Origin of the sequence: Desulfogranum marinum, assembly GCF_963675105.2 — a bacterium.
Classification (GTDB): domain Bacteria; phylum Desulfobacterota; class Desulfobulbia; order Desulfobulbales; family Desulfobulbaceae; genus Desulfogranum; species Desulfogranum marinum.
In genome coordinates this window covers 117,067-137,409 of the sequence record NZ_CAXXRO010000005.1, presented here as the reverse complement: position 1 = coordinate 137,409, position 20,343 = coordinate 117,067, and the positions used below count along the sequence as shown (strand labels likewise).

Below are 20,343 nucleotides of genomic sequence, written 5' to 3'. Positions count from 1 at the left end.
AACCTGTCAGCTTGTGAACATTCGGAGCACTGCTGAACAGGTACAGTTCGGGGTAGAGGTAAAGCATCATTCTTCCTTGGTATAGACGGAATTCCCTTCTTTTAAAAAAAATCTGAAATCAAATTGTAATATCAGCAATTAATGGTAAATGGTCAGAAGCCGTTCTGCTTAGCCGTGTCTTATAGGGTCTCAATGCGCTAAGCGCACCAATCGGCTTAACCCAGATCCTGTCGAGCTTAAGCAGTGGGATCCATGCTGGAAATGTCGCAGGTGAAGACGATTGAGTAAAAACCATTTGCACCGCTCGCATTGAACGTCCCCACACCAGCCATTCATTAAAATCGCCTAACAATACAGAGACATCGGCATTCTTGGTGCCGATAACCCGTAACAATTGGTTAATTTGAAAGTATCGTTCAGCAATACCAAGGCCGAGGTGCGTTGCCCAGATCGTAATGGAGGTCTCGATATCCGGAACATGAAGAACAATCTCAATAACACCACGCGGTTCTTTGCCCGTGACACTGATATTGATGCGGTTGACTGTAGAGATTGGCAATCCGGTTAAAATGGCATTTCCGTATCGAGTACCTGAAGTGGTAAGCGTGAATCCCTCAATAGCTTCCATCTCGGTTTCCAAGGCCAATCGGGCTAACATACTAGATGATTGCTTGTTACTGGAAGTGACCTCTTGTAGGGCAACAATATCAGCATTTAGTCCTTTAAGAACTGCCACTATTCTATCTATATTTTCTACTCCGTCCCGCCCCACGCATCGATGAACATTATAAGTTGCAATTCGAAAGTTCATTATGAACCGTTGTTTTTTCTTTTCCGGCTGCGCCTCTTTTTGATCCAATTTTTAAAAAAGGCCAGCCCGCCAATAGCAACAACAACTGCCGCAAAAAGTGCTGTATAGCTTGTCATGTCAGGTTGCTGCAAAGATTTGGAGAACCGATCGGCCACCATTGCAATCGCGACAATCCCTGGAAGAATACCAATAAATGTACCCCAGAAAAAATCTTTCACGCGTATAGCTGAGACTCCTGCAATGAGGTTGATTATGGAAAATGGTGCTACGGGTATTATCCGAAAAGCGATAATGGCCATGAGTCCCGACTCTTTAAGACGCTGATTAATTCTGTTTATCAGGCTTCCGGAAAAACGGGCAACAAATTCTTTTCCTAGAAGATTTCCTAAAAAAAACATTGTCATGGCACTGAGAAGTACCCCCACTAATGCATACACCCCACCAAACCATGGGCCGTAAACAACAATAGTTGCCATAATCATCAACGTAACAGGAAACGAAAGAAGACTAAGCAGTATATAAGATGCAGGGACAAGCAACGGACTGAAAGGATACTCTTTTATCAAGCGGGCATAATCTGTAACGGATTCGACGTTGAGATAATTTTCCAAAGAAGTCCAACGCCACAGTGCCACAAGCCCCAACACTACCAGGATCATCACCAGTATCTTGAGGAAATGGCGATAGGCCGGAAGTTGCTGTTCCGGGCGAACGAGGTAATCCAAAAATTCTTCAGGTTCAATGGGCTTTTCAGGATCAAGAAGCTCTGATTCAGGGACTATCCGGTCGAGGTCTTTGTCTATCTTACCTTCTAAAGTGCATAAACTCCGATCATTGCCGGACAGTGATTCCACTGCTGAAATAAGCGATTTCTTCCGAGAAACAGCCTCTTTCACTTGTTCGGGCACAACCCCAAGATGTTCGGCCAGCAAGGTATTCCGAAACGTTATGATAGCCTGCGCTGGAGCAGAATTTGGCTCTGCTGCGATGGCAAGATCGCACTCAGAATCCAATCCCAATGATCTGTTACTGAGATTTGAGGAGCCGATGCGGACAAAACAATCGTCAATAACCATTATTTTAGCGTGCACCATCAGGGACACATCTGCTTTTTTACTGATTCTTGGATAGTATACACGTAGTCGGTCATGCCTGTCAGCCTGCCGCAATACCCGCAGAATACGTCCTCGTAAAACATCCATGGTATGCTGCTCCAGCCAACCGCCGGTCTGCAATGGTAAAACAGCTATAATCTCCGGACCGTCCTCCTCAGCGAGCTTTTTCTCCAATGCCTCACAGACACGATATGAGCTCAGGTACTGGTTTTCTATGTAAATGTATTTGCCGGCTTTGGCGATCGTATCGCAATAGAGCCTTTCAACTTCTCTGATCTCTTCATGGCCATTATGTTGCGGTAAAGTACGAGAAATGGCCACAGTAACATTGCTTAAGTCAGGAGTAACACTCTCCGGCCAAGGGTCCCCATTCCTCCTGGGCTCACCTTTTTTCGGTTGGTCTTCACACGCCCTTTGCCATCGTTCACGTACTATTTGCCCCAATGCCGTTGCAGCTTCACCATCAACGAGCATCTGTACATCGTGAAACGGGGGATACGTATTTCCATCCGGATCGATTCGTAACTTATCATCCGGTCGATGCTCGGAGGTGTCCCAGCGCCATTTTGATAGATCAAAACCTCCTGAAAAGGCAACGAAATCATCGACAACCACGATTTTCTGATGCTGTGATGCGCCGACAGGATGCTCACCATCAAGGCAGAAATGAATATTTTTATGGGTTCTCCACTTTAATTTGTATCGCGGAAAAAACTCACGTTCCATTGCGTAAATCATGGCAAAGTCCCAGCTCAGCAGATAGATATCAAGTTCCCCTTTCTTGCTAGCCAGATAGTCAAGGAATTCTCCCAATGTCTCGGGTGATGCCTTTTTTTCACCATTGCGAAGCAAACGTAATTCGCTGTGCAGATCCCATCCAACAATCATGATCGAATGTTCAGCCTTTTCCATGGCTTCATACACAGCACGAAAATAGTTTTCGCCATCAATCAAAAAGGAAGCCCGATGCGCCTTTTTAAGATATCTGCAATTTTCACCAGGTTTGAATATATTTTCCATTGTCAAACTCATAAGCCTGCTTCTCTCACCTTTACCTGTTAATTTGAGTATAACTCGTTACGGGATCGGGTCGGCCATATAAAGTATCGTTTTTTACCTGTTCGTTACACGCGATTTTACCTTAACGACAAAAATTAAAAACAGTTAACCTAAATCCTGCAATCGGCAATACCTTCCCCTTATGCTGAGTTAATAACCGTTCAATAGTTTTCCATATGCGTACAAACAAATATGGAGCGGCTTAACAGTTACCCTCTTTTTGGCCTTTTCCCTCTCTTTCCTTGCCGAGAAATCACTCAAGCATTACCGTGTAAAAAGTATAAGACAAATTCCAACTATTGGGAGAAGAGAAGCATGTTGAAAAAATTACTGATGCTCACCATCATGATATTAATGCCTATAACTGCGGTTTGGGCCACTTCTGCAGTTCCAAAAATGGAGGCAGAAAAACTGCAGGCAATGCTAGGTTCGCCGGGCGTAATTGTCCTTGACGCCCGCGCTGCAGGTGCCTGGAAAGATAGCACCGAAAAAATTCAGGGAGCAATTCGTGCTGCATCCGAAGACTATCAACAGTGGAAAGCACAATACTCCAAAAATGCGACTATTGTTCTCTACTGCAGCTGACCAAGTGAAGCGACAAGTGCCAGGTTGGCACAAAAAATGATAGACAACAACTACTCTAAAGTATTTGCTCTAAAAGGTGGTTGGAATATGTGGAAGGAAAAAGGATTTCCCGTTGAAAAGAAGTAACGTTCCTTAAACGACAAGCAGGCACAGCACGTTACTTCTGCCATCATCTTGGCGTGTGACTGCTGTGTCAGCTAATGGAGTGATTGCTCACCCAAACAATCCAGCAAACGGGATGATTATTATTGTGTTGCTGCTCTCAGCTAGACATCGGTCCGATTTTCGTCTGTAACTTCGTTGCAGGTGTCCCCCTTATTGACTCACCGCTACAACTGCTGCACGTGCCTCCCCCGCCGGAATGACACGTTTCACCAAGCTCCTGCTGTCTCTTGGTCTTTTTTTTTCGACCGGACATGACCAACCAAGCAAACCCCACAAATCCAATAAAAGTAATGCTGAAAATTAGAAAAAATTCACCCATGGGACCTACCCGCCAAAGTCATCAAAATGAATATTACTTGGTTCTACGCCCAGGTTATCGAGCATGTCCAGTACGGCGGAAATCATCATAGGCGGCCCGCACAGGTAATACTCCACGTCTTCAGGAGCTGGATGCTTTCCGAGATATTCATCATACAGTACTTGATGAATGAATCCGACCTTACCTGTCCACTCATCTTCCGGTTGGGGCTCGGACAACGCCACATGAAATTCAAAATTAGGGAACTCCTCGGCAAGCTGCTCAAACTCATCATCATAAAAAACTTCTTGGCGACTGCGTCCCCCATACCAGTATGCAACCTTTCGTTTGGTTTTTCGTCCTTTAAACAGTTCAAAGATATGACTTCGCAAAGGAGCCATCCCGGCACCACCGCCGATATAAATCATCTCCGCATCACTTTCTTTGATAAAAAATTCACCAAAAGGACCGGCAATGGTCACCTTATCGCCTTCTTTTAAATTAAAAATGTAGGAGGAAGCCTGCCCCGGCGGAATACCTAAAGGTCCTCGCGGTGGCGGGCTGGCAATTCGTACATTGAGCTTAATGATTCCTTTTTCTCCTGGATAGTTTGCCATGGAGTAGGCCCTGGTAACAGGTGTATGGACATGCGACTGATACTGGAACATCTTGAACTTGGTCCAATCACCAAGAAATTTTTCATCAATATCAAAACTCTTGTAATTCAACGCATGGGAGGGAACCTCGATCTGTATGTATCCACCCGCCTTAAAATTTACTTCTTCACCCGGCGGCAAATCCAGTACCAGTTCTTTGATAAAAGTGGCTACGTTCCTGTTGGAACGGACCGTACACTCCCATTTTCTGGTCTCAAGCATCTCTGCCGGAACCTTTATCTTCAAGTCCCGCTTTACAGGCACCTGGCAGGAGAGACGATAACCAGCTTTTGCTTCATAGGGCTTAATTGCAGAAAGCTCAGTAGGCAAAATTGCTCCGCCGCCATCTTCAACCACACAGCGACACTGACCGCAACTTCCACCGCCGCCACAAGCTGAAGAAAGAAAAATATCATTGGCTGCCAAAGTGGTCAGCAGCTTCCCCCCGGGTTGCACCTCCAGTTCCTTTTCATCATTGATAAGGATCGATATCTCGCCACCGGGCAACAAGACCTTTTTCGCAGCGACAATGAGGCTGACCAAAATAAACTGAATAGTCACAAAACAGAGCACCCCAAAAATAATTTCATTCATAGCACTGTCTCCAAAAAGGTAGCGGTCGAACCAGCAAAACAACATCGAGTATACATCTTTTGACCACCATTAAAATCCGGCAAGACCCATAAAGGCGAGAGCGATCAATCCAGCACTGATAAAGGTCACTCCCAGGCCACGCAATCCTGCCGGCGGGTCAGCATATTCCAGTTTTTCCCTGATGCCTGCAAGAAGTACCACCGCGAGAAAAAACCCACCGCCGGCACCAAACCCGTAGGCAACACTCTCGCCAAAGGCCAAATCACGTTCAACCATAAACAAGGTACCGCCAAGGATGGCGCAGTTCACTGTCAACAATGGCAGAAAAATACCCAAGGTATTGTAGAGAGCCGGAATAAAACGATCAAGCACCATCTCTAAGATTTGGACAATAGCAGCAATAATACCGATGTAGGTCAACAGCCCGAGAAAGGTCAGATCTATATTCGGTTGCCCGGCCCAGGCAAGAGCTCCGGCCTTAAGTACCTTATTTAAAAGCAGGTTGTTAATAGGGACGGTGATCAGCATCAAAACCAGTACCGCAGCCCCCAGGCCAACGGCACTTTTCACTTTCTTGGAAATCGCCAAAAAAGTGCACATGCCTAGAAAAAAGCTCAGCGGCAGGTTCTCAATAAAAAGAGATCGAAAAATGATATCAAAATAGTGCGCCATTACGCTTTCTCCTGCTGAACGGGATCTATGGTACGCAGAAACCAGATAAGGATGGCAATCAGAAAAAAGGCACTCACTGGAAGCAACAAAAATCCATTTCGCTCGTACCAGCCACCATTGGTTGTCAGCTGGAAAATTTCCCACCCGAAAAGGCTTCCAGAACCAAACAACTCCCTGATAAAAGCAACAAACATAAGCACAAATCCGTAGCCAAGCCCGTTACCGATGCCATCAAGAAAGCTGTTCACCGGCGGATTGCTCATGGCAAAGCCTTCGGCCCGCCCCATGACAATGCAGTTGGTTATAATAAGACCGACATAGATCGAGAGCTGCTTGGAAAGATCAAAGTAAAAAGCCTTGAGGAATTGATCAACCAGGATGACCAGGGTGGCAATCACTGTTATCTGGATGCCAATGCGAACAGAATTGGGGATCTGATACCGGACGATGGAAATAGTCAAGCTGGAAAAAGCCACCACCAAGGTCACACAGATAAACATCACAAAAGCAGTGGTCATCTGGGATGTGACAGCCAGGGCTGAACATATCCCCAAGACAAGCAGCGCTATGGGATTGCGCTCAATGATCGAACGTAGGAGTAAATCTCTTTTCCGGTCATCCATTGAAACCTCCCTCTTTTTTGATCCGCTCAATAAATGGTTTAAAGCCATGGTCACCGAACCAGAACTGCATTAAATCGCTCACCCCGTTGGCGGTCATTGTGGCTCCAGACAAACCGTCGATTTCATAAGCTGCCTGCTCACCACTTTTCTCGGCACTGCCCTTGACCACTTGCAGGCGAACTGCTCGATCCTGATCATACACCTTCTTGCCCTGCCACCCTTTTTGCCAGTTTGCATTTTCCACTTCACCGCCCAAACCCGGCGTTTCGCCATGGGCATAAAAACTGACCCCGCGAATGGTGTTCAAATCTGCATCCAAGGCAACGTAGGCAAACATAGTAGACCATAACCCCTTGCCGCGAACAGGGAGAATAACCTGCTCTATCGTATTATCATCCCCGGCGATCAGGTACACCAACGAATACTTTTCCAACCGGGAAAGACGGGCAAGATCCTCTTCTTTTGCAAGCGGTCTGCCGAGTTCATCGCTAAAGGCAGCCTTGGTCTGGTTGAACTCCTCAGGAGAAAGCTGTTCCTCGGCAACAAAGCTACCGGTTGCAAGCTCCACCAAACGGGTTTCAACAACCTTAAACTGATCAGCCACCGAAACATCATCTTTGAAAATCCCGGCCGCCCGTAAAATATTCTTTTTCTGATCCAGCTGACGATTTGACTCCTGCAGCGGACGCAATCCAACAGCAGCCCCTGCCACCAACAAAGAGCAGGCAAAGGCCAGCACCAGTACCGAATAAAACGGTTTTAAAGCAGATTCTTCAGCCATGACGCATTATCCTTCGTTTAATATTGGCCTGCACCACAAAATAATCAAGCAGCGGTGCCAGAATATTGCCCAGTAAAATCGCCAGCATGACCCCTTCCGGATAGGCTGGATTAGCCACCCTGATGGCAATGGCCAGCACGCCGATAAAGCCACCGTAAATCCACATGCCGAGCCGTGTCTGCGCGGCAGAGACTGGATCTGTCGCCATAAAGGTAAGCCCAAAAGCAAAGCCTCCCATTACCAAATGCCAGTGAGGCGGTATCTCCCGCAACGGATTCTCAGCTCCAGGCACCACATAAAATACAGTGGCCATAAAGAGCCCACCCAGGACCATTGAGAGCATGATCCTCCACGAGGCGACACCGGTAACAAGCAGCAGGACAACTGCAAACAGGCAGGCAAGAGTGGAGGTTTCCCCCATGGAACCGGGGATTGATCCGATAAAAGCCTGCCCCCAGCTATAGTCTAAAGTGGCCATAGCTTGTCCAGGCTCACTGCCCGCGACCATACCGATAGGAGTGGCGCCAGTGAATCCGTCCACAGCTGTCCAGACCTTATCCCCGCTCATTCTGGCTGGGTAAGCAAAGAAAATAAAAGCGCGAGAGGCCAAAGCCGGATTCATAAAATTTCGACCAACTCCCCCAAAAACCTCTTTGGCAAAAATAACCCCAAAACTGATCCCCAGCGCAACCTGCCATAGTGGAACCGTCGGCGGCAAGGTCAAAGGAAACAGGAGACTGGTAACCAGAAAGGCCTCAGACATTTCATGGCCGCGAATAATGTTAAACAGGACTTCCCAGACACTGCCGACGATGACCGTTACCAGGTAAATGGGAAGAAAATACAAGGCACCATGGAGAAAATTGCTCAGCATGCTTGATGGATCACAGCCAACAAGGGCCATAATATCTCCCCGCCAACCTCCTGGCGAAGATATTCCCAGCTGCTCCAAGCCACTGTTTGCCTGGTATCCGGTATTCCACAGTGCCATGATCACACAGGGAATAAGGGAAAAAATAACAATGATCATGATCCGCTTATAATCGACAGCGTCACGAATGTGCGGCGCAACCCTGGTTATTCGGTTGCTGTGAAACAAAAAAGAATCGGTTGCCTCATAGAGCGGATACCATCGCTCCAAGGGGCCACCCTTTTCAAACTGAGGGGCTAATTTTGCAAACTGATCGCTAAGAAAGCTCATGTCGTTTTAAGGTGGCTGTAATTGCTGATTGAATCATGCAACATGGCTGAAATTCGGCCCGGTGCACGTCTAATGGCTATAAATGAATGAAAATTTCCTCCCATGCATCTATCGCCCGCCCTACCCTTCCTGCTCAAGCGTACCAAGGACCGCACGCAGCATAGGGCCAAATTCATTTTTACCTGGACAAACAAAGGAACAAAGCGCAAGGTCTTCTTCCACCAGCTCCAGACAGCCCAGCTCAGCGGCTTTTTCCGCATCACCCACTGCCAGACTTTTCAATAAAGGAAGTGGTATGATATCCAGGGGCATAACTTTTTCATATACCGAAAGTGGATATATGGCCCGGTGCCCTCCCCAGACAGCAGTAAGAAAAGAGAAGCGGCTTTTCTGTTTTGCAAAGGCAGATAAAAAAAGGCCGGTGGCTGTAAAACGGTCCTTACCCGGACTCAACCATCCAAAAAGTGACCTGCCACTGCCTTCCCGCAGAGTTGAAACCTGTCGGTGATACCTGCCAAGGTATCCGGTAAACTCGCCCACAGCTCGCCCATCCAAGACGCCGCCGGACAAAAGTCTATATCCATCGGCTGCCACACGTTCATCACTGCAAATCTCATCCAGGGAAGCTCCTAGATGCGTTTGCACCAATGCCGGAGCCGTGAAGCCCTCGCCGCTGAAAGCAACCACCGTATTGGTTGACAAACAGCCATGGGTAAACAGGTAGCCAATCCGGATAACATCCTGACAATCAATGTGCCAAACCTGTTTTTGAGCATGGACCGGGTCAATGAAATGAATATGAGTGGATGGCAGGCCAGCCGGATGAGGACCGTCAAATGCCCATGTGGTAACTCCAGCCACATCAGTTGCTGCCACATCAGTAGCATTGGGAGAGACACAGAGATGAAGCGGTACCTCCAACATTTTTTGTAGCACTCTCAAGCCCAGCTCAAAACATGCTTTATCTGCTGCAATGATGATTGCCGGGTCAGCAGCCAGAGGATTGGTATCCATGGCCGTAATAAAAAGTGAGGACGGCACACTTTCCGCTGCCGGTATACGACCAAAAGGACGAGTTCTCAGAGCCGTCCACAATCCCGATTCCTGCAACAGGCCGCGAATAACCTCAGCCTCCTGCTGTTCAACCGGTACCTCAGTGGCTTGGGCAAAAGACACCGCCTCTTCACCTTCCAGGCTTATAACCAGCGATTCAAATTTTCGCTTCGCCCCTCTATGAATTGCTTTTACCGTGCCACTGCCTGGGGCTGTAAACTGAAAGCCTGGATTTTTTTTATCAACAAATACCGGCTGCCCCAGTTTAACCTGCTCCCCTTCCTTAACCAGCATGGTGGGTTTGAGTCCGAGGTAGTCATCCCCCACAAGGGCCACATGACGGACAGCAGCCCCCTGCCTGATCTGCTGCTGGGGCAAACCTTTCAGAGGTAGGTCCACCCCCTGTTTAATGGTGAATGTCTTCATATCATACCTCAAATCCACTGGTACGATATTGGCGCAGGTCCTTATCTATGAGTAACCCTTCACAATGCTCCATCGTTTCCAGCGTTGCTAAAGCCTTTTCCGGCCCTTGCACCATGGCCGCAGTAGCGAGGCCATCGGCCATGGCAACGGATGGAGCGGTGACGGTAGCACTTGCAAGTTCAGGAGGCGACATACCGGTTCGCGGGTCTATGATATGATGATGCCGCATATCCTCTGTAAACCATTGCATATAATCACCTGAAGTTGCTATGGCGGTAGGCCGACTCACCTCCATGACCATCATTTCTTCAACATTTTGAGGGCGAGGATTGCGAACGCCGATACGCCACGGCTTGCCCTGAGGCTTGGCTCCGGATACCATCAGGTCACCGCCGGCCTCAACATAGACATTATGAAAACCAAGCTCCTGCAAAACAGCCACACCCTGGTCAACGATGTATCCTTTTCCTATCCCATCAACCGTGATCGACATGCCTGATTGACGAAAGGCCGCCCTATCACCGGTCCACTCAATTGCTTGAAAATCCACCAGACCGCGAGCAGTGTTCAGCTGTTCTTCTGTTGGCAACGCATCGGTGGCATAGAGATCAAGCAGGGGCAGAACGGTGATATCAAAGGCACCGTCCGTCGCCATGCTCACATCTCGTGCCAAGGAAAGAATAGATTGCAATGCATGCGAGGGATTGTTCACGACTCCATAGCGGTTAAGCCGCGACAATTCGCTCTCCTTCAGGTGCCTGCTCAACAGTTGCTCGACCTCACCCATCTTGTGCAGGGTTGCCTCAACCCCTTGCAAACAGGCATCCTGGTCAGGTCCGCAAACGATAAGGTTAATTTGGGTACCCATCATTTTGCGGGACTCCCGTACGATATGAGGGATAGCCCTGGTCGGACGAATACCGAATTGATACAGCCCGGCACCGGCACCTGCCACCGCGACTATCTGCAGAAACCTTCGCCGATTGAAACGTGGTTTGCTTTTCCTGCTCTCAGTCATATTTTCCTACCTTTTCCACAAAAGTTTTCAAATCCGATAGTAACTCTTCAGCGAATAACAAAAAACCTCGCCTTAACCTCGACCTGTACCTGTTTAGCAGTGCTCCAAATGCATATAAACAGACTGCCTTTCTGCTCCCTTCCTCTATATTCGGAAACATCCCTCTATTAGCTTTCGCGCTGCAACAGGAAAGTTTTCCGGCATGTTAATCGTTTCTTCTCACTCAGAATATGCTCTAATAGCTGATCGCCAAAAGCGCGGACAGCATGACTATATCGTGCAAAAGTCAATAAATCGTGAAAAAATGCCCTATACTGTACGACCGTAAGTTGATCATTATATAGCATAAGCAGAAGCAGCATCAGGGTATTGAAATATACCAAACCTGCTGATCGGGCGAGAGCCAATACATGTTTATCATCAGAAAGAACTGCCAGTCGACGGTCGGATGCAACAGGACAAAGAACCTGATCTGCAGCACCCGGAGGCGATTCCACGTAAATGACCTGTACGGGGAGGGAACGACCAAACTCCTGCAGCACCTGGGGAACAACCAACAACCGGTAGACGGATGCCAGGCGGTTCAGAAGCCCAAGTCGCTCAAGATAGATCAAGGTTGAAGTATCGATAACACCACCCTTGAATTGCTGCACATCATGTAAGGCAGTTTTAATATCCATGGTCATGGTAATTTATTGGGTTACTTCATAATATCCGGCTATAGTAACATAAACGGATAGAAATAATCATCATTGTTAATAAAAAGATGAAAAAAAGAGGTTCAAAAATGGATCTACAGCTGATTATAGATCAGGAAGCCTGCATCCAGTGCAGTGCCTGCGTCAAAGATTGCCCCTATGAAATTTTGGAACTTTCCCCTGACTTTCCAGCGGTCATAGCTGACAAAGCCGACCAGTGTATCCAGTGTCAGCACTGTCTGGCAGTCTGCCCCACAGGAGCGCTGTCGATCCTCGGCTTTGATCCGCAGGATTCCCTCCCTCTCAAGGGGCAACTGCCGACACCTGAACAAATGGATATACTTATCAGGGGAAGACGCTCTGTTCGCAGATACAAATCGACTCCGCTGGAAAGCAGCGTAATTGATACGATGATGGCCACTATCGCCCATGCTCCTACAGGCGTCAACAGGCGCGAGTGCCTCCTCACAGTGGTTGAGGAAAAGGCGGTGATGGAAAAAATTGCCAACGAAACCATCGCCGGAATACGGAAAAAAGCAGACACCGAAACGCTTCCCAAAGGTTTGGAGTTTTTTGCAGGTATTGTCCGAGCCTGGGATAAGGGAAAGGATGTGCTTTTTAGAAAAGCGCCCCACATGCTGATCATATCAGTTCCTAAAACCGGCCCTGCCCCGGGGGCAGATCCAATTATTGCCTTCAGCTATTTCGAACTGCTGGCAGCCAGCATGAATATTGGTACCCTTTGGGATGGCTTGGCAAAATGGGCTATTACCGATATTGTTCCGGAAATGCAGAAAAAAATAGGTATCCCTGAGGATCACCAGATTGGGTACGTGATGCTATTTGGAAAACCGGCAGTTAAATATTTTCGCACTGTACAACGGGATAAGGCTAATATCAGACGCGTTACTTATAAATAGCTGCCAGGAGAGAGTAAGGTTCAGAGGAGGTAATTTGGCAATTACCTCCTTTTCGATGCCTGTGTTCTTGCATAATCTTGATCCCAACACCCATTTTTGAACGATCACTATTACCCGCATAGAGTGGCTACCGGAGTCTTCGCTTCCCTGCGAGGATTATTTTTTTAACATAACGAAGAGATTGGACGAAAAGGCAGTAAATCAACTGGCTCATGTATATTTCAATGCCTGTTTTTTGCTGAAACTTTTCCACCAACCAATAAGCTACAGCCAGCCCTTATGTCAACTCCTGCACCGAACAGTCCTTTTATTTACATGGCCCCGCTCAGGGGAATCACCGACGCGTTGTTCAGACGAGTATACACACGCCATTTTTCTGGCGTGGACGCCGCACTTGCGCCGTTCATCATCCCCCATCACCAAGCGATCCAGTCAAAAAAATTGCTCAAAGATATCATACCCGAAGCAAACGTTTCCGGGCTGAAACTGATTCCTCAGCTTCTGAACAGCAGCGCAGACGATTTTCTGGCTGTAGCGGCCCGAATTCACGACCTGGGATACGACGAAGTAAACTGGAATCTCGGCTGCCCGGCACCGATGGTGGCAAAAAAGAAAAGAGGCTCGGGCCTGCTGCCGTATCCTGATGAAATCGAGTCTTTGCTGGAGAAGGTAATGCCCCGGCTGAAACCTCGTCTATCGATCAAAATGAGGCTTGGTTACCGAGACTACGAAGAATCCATGGAACTGCTGCCCCGGTTGAACAAATACCCGCTTGCAGAGATTATCATCCATCCCCGCCTGGGAACCCAGCTATACAAAGGAAAAGCGTCCCCGGAACATTTCAGCTCACGCATGGATCATACCGGGCACACACTCGTCTACAACGGCGATATCGTCTCTCTCGAATCATTTACCGAACTGCAGGAAAAACTGCCTGGGATCGATCGCTGGATGATCGGCAGAGGCTTGGTCGCCGACCCGCTGCTCCCGGAAAAAATAAAGGGAATCAAAATTCCCGAAGAGCAAAAACAAAAAAGACTGACCTTATTCCACGACGAACTCTACGCTGCCATGAAAGAGAACCTGAGTGGCCCGGGCCACCTCCTCGGTCGCATGAAACAGGTATGGCCGTACTTTATCGACTCTTTCCCGGAAAAAAAGAAGCAACTTAAGAAAATCATCAAAGCATCGACGGAAACGAAGTATTTGGAGGCGGTTGAGGCGGTAATAAGCAAGGAGTGAGGTCTGAGGAGTGTACTCCTGTATGACTCCGGTGGCTCCAAGAACTTCCAGACCAGCACTTTCCTTAGTGAAATTGGTAACTGCAGAAAAATGAGAAGTGGGGAAGCAAGGGAAATCCCGTAGCCAAAAATTTTGAGAAAAGTAAAGGTAAACTTGATTATTAATCTGCTTCATCTCCTTGGCTTATTGATGCCTAATGTACCTCTTTTGATTGGGGCCAGTAAGACATATTCTCATTGATGGACCGTAAGTACGCCAGGTAACCATTCCCAACATTACCCGCAAAGTCTCACCAAACCACACTCAGATTTCCACAATAACTTTCGCTATATGCTCGGACAGCTTACCAATCAAGCGACTCTGGGCTGCTACCAGTGCATCATATCCTCCCACTGCAACCGGTTCACGAAGAGAGCTTCGATGAACGACAGTCCCTTTTTCTTCGCCTTCTCTGTGAATCACCCAAGTCGTTTCAAGTACGGCATATTGATCTAGTCGGCCATCAAACTGACGTATGTCAATGATAATGCGAATCTCGGGCTGGAAATAATGCTCCCAAGGACGAATCATTACCTGATCGGTATTCAACAAACGGCTCAGATTATCTGCCATCACGCGGAGAAAATTTTTCTCCAGTGATCCGCCCCATCTATGAAATTCGTCTATAACCAGACGGCTTTGACCAGTGCGTGTAACAATTGAAGGACGATCAAGCTCACTTGGAAATTTAACGGGACCAATTCCAATGGCAAGCGAGGGAGGTGATGACGACATTGTTTGGGTGGAGATGTTCTCGATGGGGTTGAGAGTATAATACACCGCCTTGGGAGTCTTTAAACTGCAACCACATACTGCTACGGATAGGAGCAACAGGAATAACAGGGAATATTTAGCAGATGTAATCATTATTAATCCTCAAGTTTTTTTCCTTGAATCAAAGCTTCCGGGTGCCGGTCCAACATATCGGCAAGATTGTTAATTGATCGAGCAGCTTTGCCGATTTCCTGAAGCGACCGCAGTAAATTTTCCTGTAAGGGGGAGTCCGTACTTACCGAGCCTTTCACCTCTTTGATAAGGTCGTGCAATTCTTCCAGAGTAGCTGTGACTTCCGGCATGGTGTCTGCGTTAAGATTTTTTGTTGTTAATTCCAAGTCAGCTAAAATTTCTTGCAAGGATTGCATAGATTGCTGCACGTCAGGACTATTGACCAGTTTTTCAATGCCTGACAGGGAACCTTGCAGACTTTGTCCGATCTCCTCTATGGGTAACGTATCAATCCTTTTGATCAAATTAGTCACCCCTGCTATAACAGCCTGGGTTGAAGAAGGAATACTAGGGATGACCAGGAGGTCTTTGTACACTGTCTCTTCAACCAGGGGGGCATCAGGATAATAATTCACATCTACAAACAATTGCCCTGTCAACAGATTGCCTGTGTTGAGCTGGACTCGTAGGCCGTCTTTGATCATCTTTTTGATCTGAATATCTGGGGTGAGGTTATCACGCTCAGTAATGCCAAGACGTTCGCGTTCAATAGTGACACCTACCATTGTTGAAAAATTCATTTTATTTTCAGTAATTTTCAACTCAATATCCGTGACTGTACCTATCTGAATACCACGAAATTCGACAGGCGCTCCAATGGATAGGCCGCGAATGGACTCAAAAAATTCCAAGTAGTATTGTTCTCTCAATGTATATTGATCATCTTGGGCCTCTTCACGTGTTTCATACAGCTTAAACTCCATATTTTCAGAAGCGGATGTTTCCTGGTGGGTATGAGAAAAGTTCTCAAATGCCAAGCCGCCAATCATAAGCGACACAACGGAATCCGTATCCACACGTATTCCGTTGGCAGTTAACTGCATATCAAGACCACTCGCTAACCAAAAACGTGTGTTTTCAAGAACGAATTGATCATATGGATTCTCTATAAATATATTTACCCCTACATTGTCACCCTTTTCCTCCAACCTGTAATCCACGACCTGGCCAACTTTTACCTGGCGAAAATATATTGGAGAGCCGGGGTTAAGGGAACCAAGTCGTGGCCCAACCAGTTTAAACCTCTTGCCCTTACTGGCACTGGTTACAAGGGGAATTGCTTCAAGTCCTACAAAATCCCGTAGGGGTTTTCCCTTGTCAGACGGTTCAACACCGATATAGGCTCCTCCGAGAAGCGTGCTTAATCCGCTCACCTCGGTGGCTGATATGCGTGCCCGTACCACCCAGAATTTTGTTTGATCGGTCAGGTATGGCTCCGCCCCTTTGTTCAGTTGTACCCGCAATATAACCTGGGAAAAGTTTTCACCTATATCTATGGATTCAACAACGCCAACATCAACAGATTTATACTTCACCTTGGTTTTGCCTGCTTCAAGACCATCTGCAGTGGCAAATTTAATGGTTATCACAGGCCCTTTCTCTGTTATCGCTTTATAAGCGAGCCAGCCACCAACCAGCAATGCAACGACAGGGACTAACCAAACGATTGAAATAGAACGACGCGGCTTGATAATTGGGTCGGTAGTTGGAGGGCCAGGTGAAACATCATCAGTTTTCTCAATCATCTGTATTCTCAATGTTATCCCAAATAAGCCGGGAGTCAAAAGATTCAGCTGCAAGCATGGTAATGACTACAACCATGGCAAAAAAAAGCGCCCCCAAACCAGCTGCAATATTAGCAAGTGCTCCCATATGCACCAGGGCAACTAAAATGGTGATTACAAAGATATCAAGCATTGACCATCGACCTACCGCTTCTGTCAGATGGTATAAACGGGTACGGTCTACAGGGCGCCATTTCCAACGCAACTGTACAGAGAGCAACAATACAATAAGAATAATCAACTTAAGTAAGGGGACAAAAACACTGGCTATAAAAATAATGAGAGCAATAGGCCAGCTCCCGGAATGAATGAAATAAATCACTCCACTCATGATGGTATCAGGCTGTACCATTCCAATAGAAGATGTATACGTAACTGGTAAAATGTTCGCAGGAATATAGAAGATAAAAGCTGTAATAATAAGAGCCCACGTCCGGGCAATACTATCTGGCTTACGGCTATGTATAACGGCCCTGCAACGAGGACATATGCTCTTATTGCTGGAAAGTTTACTCAGCAAGTGGCAGCGGTGACAGGATGCCAACCCCGCCTGTTTTGCCGTCGTTGATTGCATGTTCACTAATACTTGATCTTTTTCCATATCACGTGAGCATCTAAGGTCACTGTCATCGCAGAAAAAACGAAAATAAGAGCAAAAAAAGCATACAGTGCTACTCCTGGAATAATCGTCGCCATTTTAATCAGCTTGATTGCAGACACCAATATACCTAACAGAAAAATCTCCAGCATTCCCCAGGGCTTGAGCATGAAATACAGACGAAAGACAGGAGCAAGGAAAGGCGGTGTCTGGTTTACGCTTAATGGTGCCAGGATATATACCATGGCAAGTAAGTGAAACGCCGGCACGATAACAACGGTAAACAGAACCAAACTGGCGATGATGAACATGTCTTGTTGGTACAGTTGAAAAATCCCGGTGGCAAGTGTTGTTTCCCTGAGTTGCGAGCCTATTCTAAACCCTAGAAACGGATGGGTATTGGCGATCACATAAAAAATCACCCCAGCCACGGCAAAGGCAAGCGAGCGGTTGATACTGTCCCGCTTTGGCCGATAAAGAGGAGTGCCACAACGTGAACAGCAGGCTGATCCTCCAAGAGGGACATCTCCAATGCGATGAAGTAAATCGCATGCATGGCAAGCTATGAGTTGTTTTTCCATTATTTCTTACCTCTAGCGTTGTAGCTATGCATTTACAAAATGCGCTTGTAAACATATTTTTTATTGTTGTCAGTTCTCACTTCACCGAATACCATTTATTATTTTTAGGCTGGGCTTGCCTGCCAGAGGTTTAACTATCAGTTCGTTGATAATTGTTATCTTAACGACCTGGAGATCTATCTTGCAAAGGGTCTCAAAACCTGAACCCTACGCCTAGTACAGGACCACTCAATATCATTTCCTGCATCACATTGCTGTCATCCAGGTCATAATCCAAGTGTCTGTAGCCAAAACGTATATCACCCCAACTGAACCGGTAACCGACCCCCGCAAACAGCTGCCAGGTAAGGTCAGATCCACCTGCACCAATATCGGCATGATAAGGAATATACCAGTTTTCATTTAATTGAATACGACCTCTAATTCCAACTATCCCATCTAGCACACCCTCTGATTCTGACACGCTGTTCGGAGGGTGAGATACCGGCAACGGACCGTTGAAGCCGAGCGAAGTGTCGACGTCCACGGTAAGGTAGCGAACCCCGCCAATCAGGGAGAGTGAACCTTGCTCCCCGTTTACGACTGCATAGCCGGCTGCACCGGTCAATATCCAGGAACTAAGGTCCAGGTTGACGGAGCCGGTTACTGGTTCGCCTGAGCCTGTATAAAATGTCTGGTTGGTGTCATCGCCGACATCCATATAGACAATATCAGCGATGATGGACCATCTGTTATACTTTGACTCAACACCGGCCATAAGTATCATTTCTAGGTTTTCGAGGATGTCTGATGCCTCATAGGAAAAATCTGCCCCAGAGCCGGGACCACCTGGGTAATGTACAGTTCCGTCAATCCCGGCAAACCACCCGTAGATTCCTACCTCGTGTACCCAGGTATCTGTGTCAGCAGCGCTTGCATTGTTCACGCAACAGGCAAAAGGCAGCAAACTCGCCAGTATCGCGCACGCGGTTTTACCAGGTAACCAGCCAAACGGTCTCATCTTGCTCTCCATTTCAAGTTGAATCAGTTGTGTCACTACAGGGTACTTTTTTTATGTGGTCTCTACTTACTTCACCCAACCTACGTCCTTGAGTGCGTCAAGGCAACGTTTGCTTACATTGGTTTTATTTTTCTTTAGACATTCGAGCAATCGACCTTCACCCGGTTGAATATTTGAACAATTATTGGTCAAATCTGCATCGCATTCGTGGGTAGTGTACGCAAGGTTAGTGACGGTCCGGTTGAGTTGGCCAATAGAGTCGTAGAGGGCCATTTCACAACGCGGAGAAAGTTTATCGCTAAAAGCATACAGGCAAGCGAGGATACGATTTTCCCCAGGTGTGACATCTTTGCAGTAACTATTCAATTCTGCCTGGCATCCTTCTCCAAAACGATCTAGCGCGGCTTTAATTTCTTGTTCCGCCGGGCTTTCGGATGCAAATACTGACGGTACCAGGAAAAGTATTGTCGCAAGTGCAAAGAGTGTATTTTTTTTCATCGTTTACTCCTTTTAATTGAGAGAGTTCCAGGTTGAATAAGTAGTATAGGTCATCCACGGCATAGTGGTTGACCAGGCGCGGCACAAGGAATATTACCGTCTTCCTACCCTGTTAACAGGGCCGCCACGGTTATAGCGAGTATTGCCCCCTGGGCCAATAGGGGTACGCCGGGCAACGCCAGCATAACTGATGGGCGTGGCGGGCCTGCCCACGACAGCTTCCGCAATGGAGCAGAGTGATCCTTGCGGTGGGATTTCAAATTTTCCGTTCCATGCGATAACTATGGCAAGTAGCGCAACCCCTAGTAGTATTTTTTTAATAACCGATTTCATTGATTTTCATCTCCTTGCACTTCCGGGGGGAGTTCATCAAACTCTATCAGTTCCGTTTCCTTGATCTTTTTTGCATCAATTGGCGGGATGAACACGAAGTCTTCGGTTGTTGGGTCAACGTTGGTTTTCCAGTCTTTGATGGTGATGGAGTACTGCGGGGCACTGTTCATTGTCTTACTGGTGACGACCATTTTCCGGGGAATAGGTTTTTCCCCTGCCTCTACCCACAGCTGCCAGTCCGTTTCAAAGTTGCGAAACGCCAGGTGTTCACATTCCACACCGTTTATGACTCCCCTGCCTATGTATTTGGCTTCAATGACATCGGCCATAAGGAGAGGAAAAGAGTCACCCAGTAAAAGGTCAGAGCCAGGAAGTGAAATGCCATGCCCTTCCCGCAGTAGATGGATCAAGTCATCTACACTACCGGGAGCATCAAACCTGGCATACTTGTTGATGTGTTCGCCATACACACTGACGGTAATCCCATCAAAATACATGTACACATCAGCATACCCACCCCATCGATGGGCACGCAGTTTGTTCGGTCGTTGCAACAACGCATCACCGGAATTGGTGAATTGGATTTTTTCTAGTTGTGGGGTGATTATTTCGATGCTGCTCTCAAAAGACAAGGCAATTGTCTTTTGAGAGCCGACGTATTGAGACATTTCTCTGACGATTTGCTTGGCAGTGTCTTCGTTTGCATGGGCATAAGCAGGAAAAGAGATCATACCCAACATAAAGGCAAAGAGCAAAAGCACAGGCAGCGCTTTTCTTGTATCCATGGACCAGATCCTGTGCAAAGAA

Annotated in this window: 21 protein-coding genes; 3 read left to right on the top strand and 18 right to left on the bottom strand. The window is 47.2% G+C overall.

Translation table 11 applies throughout. The annotated features are described in order from the left end of the window. Positions 1–118 precede the first annotated feature (118 nt). Positions 119–811: an endonuclease/exonuclease/phosphatase family protein gene (locus tag ACHZCY_RS21160; RefSeq protein ID WP_232371032.1), complete on the bottom strand. Its 693-nt coding sequence runs from the start codon at positions 809–811 to the stop codon at positions 119–121. After that, entirely contained in the window at positions 811–2,946 is a 2,136-nt protein-coding gene (locus ACHZCY_RS21155; RefSeq protein WP_319550312.1) for a VTT domain-containing protein, read from the bottom strand. The genes ACHZCY_RS21160 and ACHZCY_RS21155 overlap by 1 nt, the downstream gene beginning before the upstream one ends. A 354-nt stretch (positions 2,947–3,300) precedes the next feature. Between ACHZCY_RS21155 and ACHZCY_RS21150 the strand changes: the two genes are divergently transcribed. Next, complete coding sequence (locus tag ACHZCY_RS21150) at positions 3,301–3,570, top strand: rhodanese-like domain-containing protein (RefSeq protein WP_319550311.1); 270 nt, start codon at positions 3,301–3,303, stop codon at positions 3,568–3,570. Positions 3,571–4,059: 489 nt separating this feature from the next. Here ACHZCY_RS21150 and nqrF read toward each other — a convergent pair whose 3' ends face one another. From nqrF to ACHZCY_RS21110, 8 genes are all read right to left on the bottom strand, one after another. Next, positions 4,060–5,283 carry an NADH:ubiquinone reductase (Na(+)-transporting) subunit F gene (gene nqrF, locus ACHZCY_RS21145; protein ID WP_205222567.1) on the bottom strand — a complete coding sequence of 408 codons (1,224 nt, stop codon included), beginning with the start codon at positions 5,281–5,283 and terminating at the stop codon, positions 4,060–4,062. Positions 5,284–5,352: 69 nt separating this feature from the next. Further along, the gene (gene nqrE / locus ACHZCY_RS21140; RefSeq protein ID WP_319550310.1) at positions 5,353–5,955 is read right to left on the bottom strand and encodes an NADH:ubiquinone reductase (Na(+)-transporting) subunit E; all 603 of its coding nucleotides are present in this window, start codon (positions 5,953–5,955) and stop codon (positions 5,353–5,355) included. After that, positions 5,955–6,578, bottom strand: coding sequence for an NADH:ubiquinone reductase (Na(+)-transporting) subunit D (locus ACHZCY_RS21135; protein ID WP_205222565.1), 624 nt, complete (start codon positions 6,576–6,578; stop codon positions 5,955–5,957). The genes nqrE and ACHZCY_RS21135 overlap by 1 nt, the downstream gene beginning before the upstream one ends. Next, positions 6,571–7,359 carry a Na(+)-translocating NADH-quinone reductase subunit C gene (locus tag ACHZCY_RS21130; RefSeq protein WP_319550309.1) on the bottom strand — a complete coding sequence of 263 codons (789 nt, stop codon included), beginning with the start codon at positions 7,357–7,359 and terminating at the stop codon, positions 6,571–6,573. Before ACHZCY_RS21130 ends, ACHZCY_RS21135 begins: the two co-directional genes overlap by 8 nt. Continuing rightward, positions 7,352–8,560 carry an NADH:ubiquinone reductase (Na(+)-transporting) subunit B gene (locus ACHZCY_RS21125; protein ID WP_205222563.1) on the bottom strand — a complete coding sequence of 403 codons (1,209 nt, stop codon included), beginning with the start codon at positions 8,558–8,560 and terminating at the stop codon, positions 7,352–7,354. The genes ACHZCY_RS21130 and ACHZCY_RS21125 overlap by 8 nt, the downstream gene beginning before the upstream one ends. A gap of 120 nt (positions 8,561–8,680) precedes the next feature. Beyond that, positions 8,681–10,039 (bottom strand): Na(+)-translocating NADH-quinone reductase subunit A, encoded by a 1,359-nt coding sequence (locus ACHZCY_RS21120; protein ID WP_205222562.1) that lies wholly within the window; start codon positions 10,037–10,039, stop codon positions 8,681–8,683. A 1-nt stretch (position 10,040) separates the two neighbouring features. Then, positions 10,041–11,057 carry an FAD:protein FMN transferase gene (locus ACHZCY_RS21115; RefSeq protein WP_205222561.1) on the bottom strand — a complete coding sequence of 339 codons (1,017 nt, stop codon included), beginning with the start codon at positions 11,055–11,057 and terminating at the stop codon, positions 10,041–10,043. Positions 11,058–11,224: 167 nt separating this feature from the next. Continuing rightward, the gene (locus ACHZCY_RS21110) at positions 11,225–11,737 is read right to left on the bottom strand and encodes a hypothetical protein (RefSeq protein WP_394713457.1); all 513 of its coding nucleotides are present in this window, start codon (positions 11,735–11,737) and stop codon (positions 11,225–11,227) included. A 107-nt stretch (positions 11,738–11,844) separates the two neighbouring features. Here ACHZCY_RS21110 and ACHZCY_RS21105 point away from each other — a divergent pair, with 107 nt between their 5' ends. Both ACHZCY_RS21105 and ACHZCY_RS21100 read left to right on the top strand, forming a co-directional pair. Next, positions 11,845–12,675, top strand: coding sequence for a nitroreductase family protein (locus tag ACHZCY_RS21105; RefSeq protein ID WP_319550307.1), 831 nt, complete (start codon positions 11,845–11,847; stop codon positions 12,673–12,675). Positions 12,676–12,954: 279 nt separating this feature from the next. Beyond that, complete coding sequence (locus tag ACHZCY_RS21100; RefSeq protein WP_319550306.1) at positions 12,955–13,917, top strand: tRNA-dihydrouridine synthase family protein; 963 nt, start codon at positions 12,955–12,957, stop codon at positions 13,915–13,917. A gap of 303 nt (positions 13,918–14,220) precedes the next feature. On the opposite strand, the gene ACHZCY_RS21095 is transcribed toward ACHZCY_RS21100, so the two are convergent. The 8 genes from ACHZCY_RS21095 to ACHZCY_RS21060 all read right to left on the bottom strand — a co-directional run bounded on the left by ACHZCY_RS21095 (position 14,221) and on the right by ACHZCY_RS21060 (position 20,321). After that, positions 14,221–14,823: a PqiC family protein gene (locus tag ACHZCY_RS21095; protein ID WP_319550305.1), complete on the bottom strand. Its 603-nt coding sequence runs from the start codon at positions 14,821–14,823 to the stop codon at positions 14,221–14,223. 2 nt (positions 14,824–14,825) lie between these two features. Next, complete coding sequence (locus ACHZCY_RS21090) at positions 14,826–16,487, bottom strand: PqiB family protein (protein WP_319550304.1); 1,662 nt, start codon at positions 16,485–16,487, stop codon at positions 14,826–14,828. After that, positions 16,480–17,100 carry a paraquat-inducible protein A gene (locus ACHZCY_RS21085; RefSeq protein WP_319550627.1) on the bottom strand — a complete coding sequence of 207 codons (621 nt, stop codon included), beginning with the start codon at positions 17,098–17,100 and terminating at the stop codon, positions 16,480–16,482. The genes ACHZCY_RS21090 and ACHZCY_RS21085 overlap by 8 nt, the downstream gene beginning before the upstream one ends. A 5-nt stretch (positions 17,101–17,105) precedes the next feature. Continuing rightward, on the bottom strand, positions 17,106–17,705 hold the full coding sequence (locus tag ACHZCY_RS21080) for a paraquat-inducible protein A (RefSeq protein WP_319550303.1): 600 nt from the start codon (positions 17,703–17,705) through the stop codon (positions 17,106–17,108). Positions 17,706–17,898: 193 nt separating this feature from the next. Then, a complete protein-coding gene (locus tag ACHZCY_RS21075; protein WP_319550302.1) occupies positions 17,899–18,705 on the bottom strand; it encodes a porin family protein in 807 nt (268 codons plus the stop codon). A gap of 66 nt (positions 18,706–18,771) precedes the next feature. Next, positions 18,772–19,203, bottom strand: a complete 432-nt coding sequence (locus ACHZCY_RS21070; RefSeq protein WP_319550301.1) for a cysteine rich repeat-containing protein — start codon at positions 19,201–19,203, stop codon at positions 18,772–18,774. A 93-nt stretch (positions 19,204–19,296) separates the two neighbouring features. After that, positions 19,297–19,536 (bottom strand): hypothetical protein, encoded by a 240-nt coding sequence (locus ACHZCY_RS21065; protein ID WP_319550300.1) that lies wholly within the window; start codon positions 19,534–19,536, stop codon positions 19,297–19,299. Further along, on the bottom strand, positions 19,533–20,321 hold the full coding sequence (locus ACHZCY_RS21060; RefSeq protein ID WP_319550299.1) for a DUF2092 domain-containing protein: 789 nt from the start codon (positions 20,319–20,321) through the stop codon (positions 19,533–19,535). The genes ACHZCY_RS21065 and ACHZCY_RS21060 overlap by 4 nt, the downstream gene beginning before the upstream one ends. Positions 20,322–20,343 lie beyond the last annotated feature (22 nt).

Excerpts from the sequence above, each read along its gene's own strand:
- ACHZCY_RS21155 (WP_319550312.1), bottom strand. The coding sequence starts at position 2,946 with ATGGAAAATATATTCAAACCTGGTGAAAATTGCAGATATCTTAAAAAG.
- ACHZCY_RS21085 (WP_319550627.1), bottom strand. The coding sequence starts at position 17,100 with ATGCAATCAACGACGGCAAAACAGGCGGGGTTGGCATCCTGTCACCGC.
- ACHZCY_RS21110 (WP_394713457.1), bottom strand. The coding sequence starts at position 11,737 with ATGGATATTAAAACTGCCTTACATGATGTGCAGCAATTCAAGGGTGGT.
- ACHZCY_RS21090 (WP_319550304.1), bottom strand. The coding sequence starts at position 16,487 with ATGATTGAGAAAACTGATGATGTTTCACCTGGCCCTCCAACTACCGAC.
- ACHZCY_RS21125 (WP_205222563.1), bottom strand. The coding sequence starts at position 8,560 with ATGAGCTTTCTTAGCGATCAGTTTGCAAAATTAGCCCCTCAGTTTGAA.
- ACHZCY_RS21070 (WP_319550301.1), bottom strand. The coding sequence starts at position 19,203 with ATGAAAAAAAATACACTCTTTGCACTTGCGACAATACTTTTCCTGGTA.
- ACHZCY_RS21115 (WP_205222561.1), bottom strand. The coding sequence starts at position 11,057 with ATGACTGAGAGCAGGAAAAGCAAACCACGTTTCAATCGGCGAAGGTTT.
- ACHZCY_RS21100 (WP_319550306.1), top strand. The coding sequence starts at position 12,955 with ATGTCAACTCCTGCACCGAACAGTCCTTTTATTTACATGGCCCCGCTC.
- ACHZCY_RS21080 (WP_319550303.1), bottom strand. The coding sequence starts at position 17,705 with ATGGAAAAACAACTCATAGCTTGCCATGCATGCGATTTACTTCATCGC.
- ACHZCY_RS21060 (WP_319550299.1), bottom strand. The coding sequence starts at position 20,321 with ATGGATACAAGAAAAGCGCTGCCTGTGCTTTTGCTCTTTGCCTTTATG.
- ACHZCY_RS21065 (WP_319550300.1), bottom strand. The coding sequence starts at position 19,536 with ATGAAATCGGTTATTAAAAAAATACTACTAGGGGTTGCGCTACTTGCC.
- nqrE (WP_319550310.1), bottom strand. The coding sequence starts at position 5,955 with ATGGCGCACTATTTTGATATCATTTTTCGATCTCTTTTTATTGAGAAC.
- ACHZCY_RS21130 (WP_319550309.1), bottom strand. The coding sequence starts at position 7,359 with ATGGCTGAAGAATCTGCTTTAAAACCGTTTTATTCGGTACTGGTGCTG.
- ACHZCY_RS21105 (WP_319550307.1), top strand. The coding sequence starts at position 11,845 with ATGGATCTACAGCTGATTATAGATCAGGAAGCCTGCATCCAGTGCAGT.
- ACHZCY_RS21095 (WP_319550305.1), bottom strand. The coding sequence starts at position 14,823 with ATGATTACATCTGCTAAATATTCCCTGTTATTCCTGTTGCTCCTATCC.
- ACHZCY_RS21150 (WP_319550311.1), top strand. The coding sequence starts at position 3,301 with ATGTTGAAAAAATTACTGATGCTCACCATCATGATATTAATGCCTATA.
- ACHZCY_RS21075 (WP_319550302.1), bottom strand. The coding sequence starts at position 18,705 with ATGAGACCGTTTGGCTGGTTACCTGGTAAAACCGCGTGCGCGATACTG.
- nqrF (WP_205222567.1), bottom strand. The coding sequence starts at position 5,283 with ATGAATGAAATTATTTTTGGGGTGCTCTGTTTTGTGACTATTCAGTTT.
- ACHZCY_RS21160 (WP_232371032.1), bottom strand. The coding sequence starts at position 811 with ATGAACTTTCGAATTGCAACTTATAATGTTCATCGATGCGTGGGGCGG.
- ACHZCY_RS21135 (WP_205222565.1), bottom strand. The coding sequence starts at position 6,578 with ATGGATGACCGGAAAAGAGATTTACTCCTACGTTCGATCATTGAGCGC.
- ACHZCY_RS21120 (WP_205222562.1), bottom strand. The coding sequence starts at position 10,039 with ATGAAGACATTCACCATTAAACAGGGGGTGGACCTACCTCTGAAAGGT.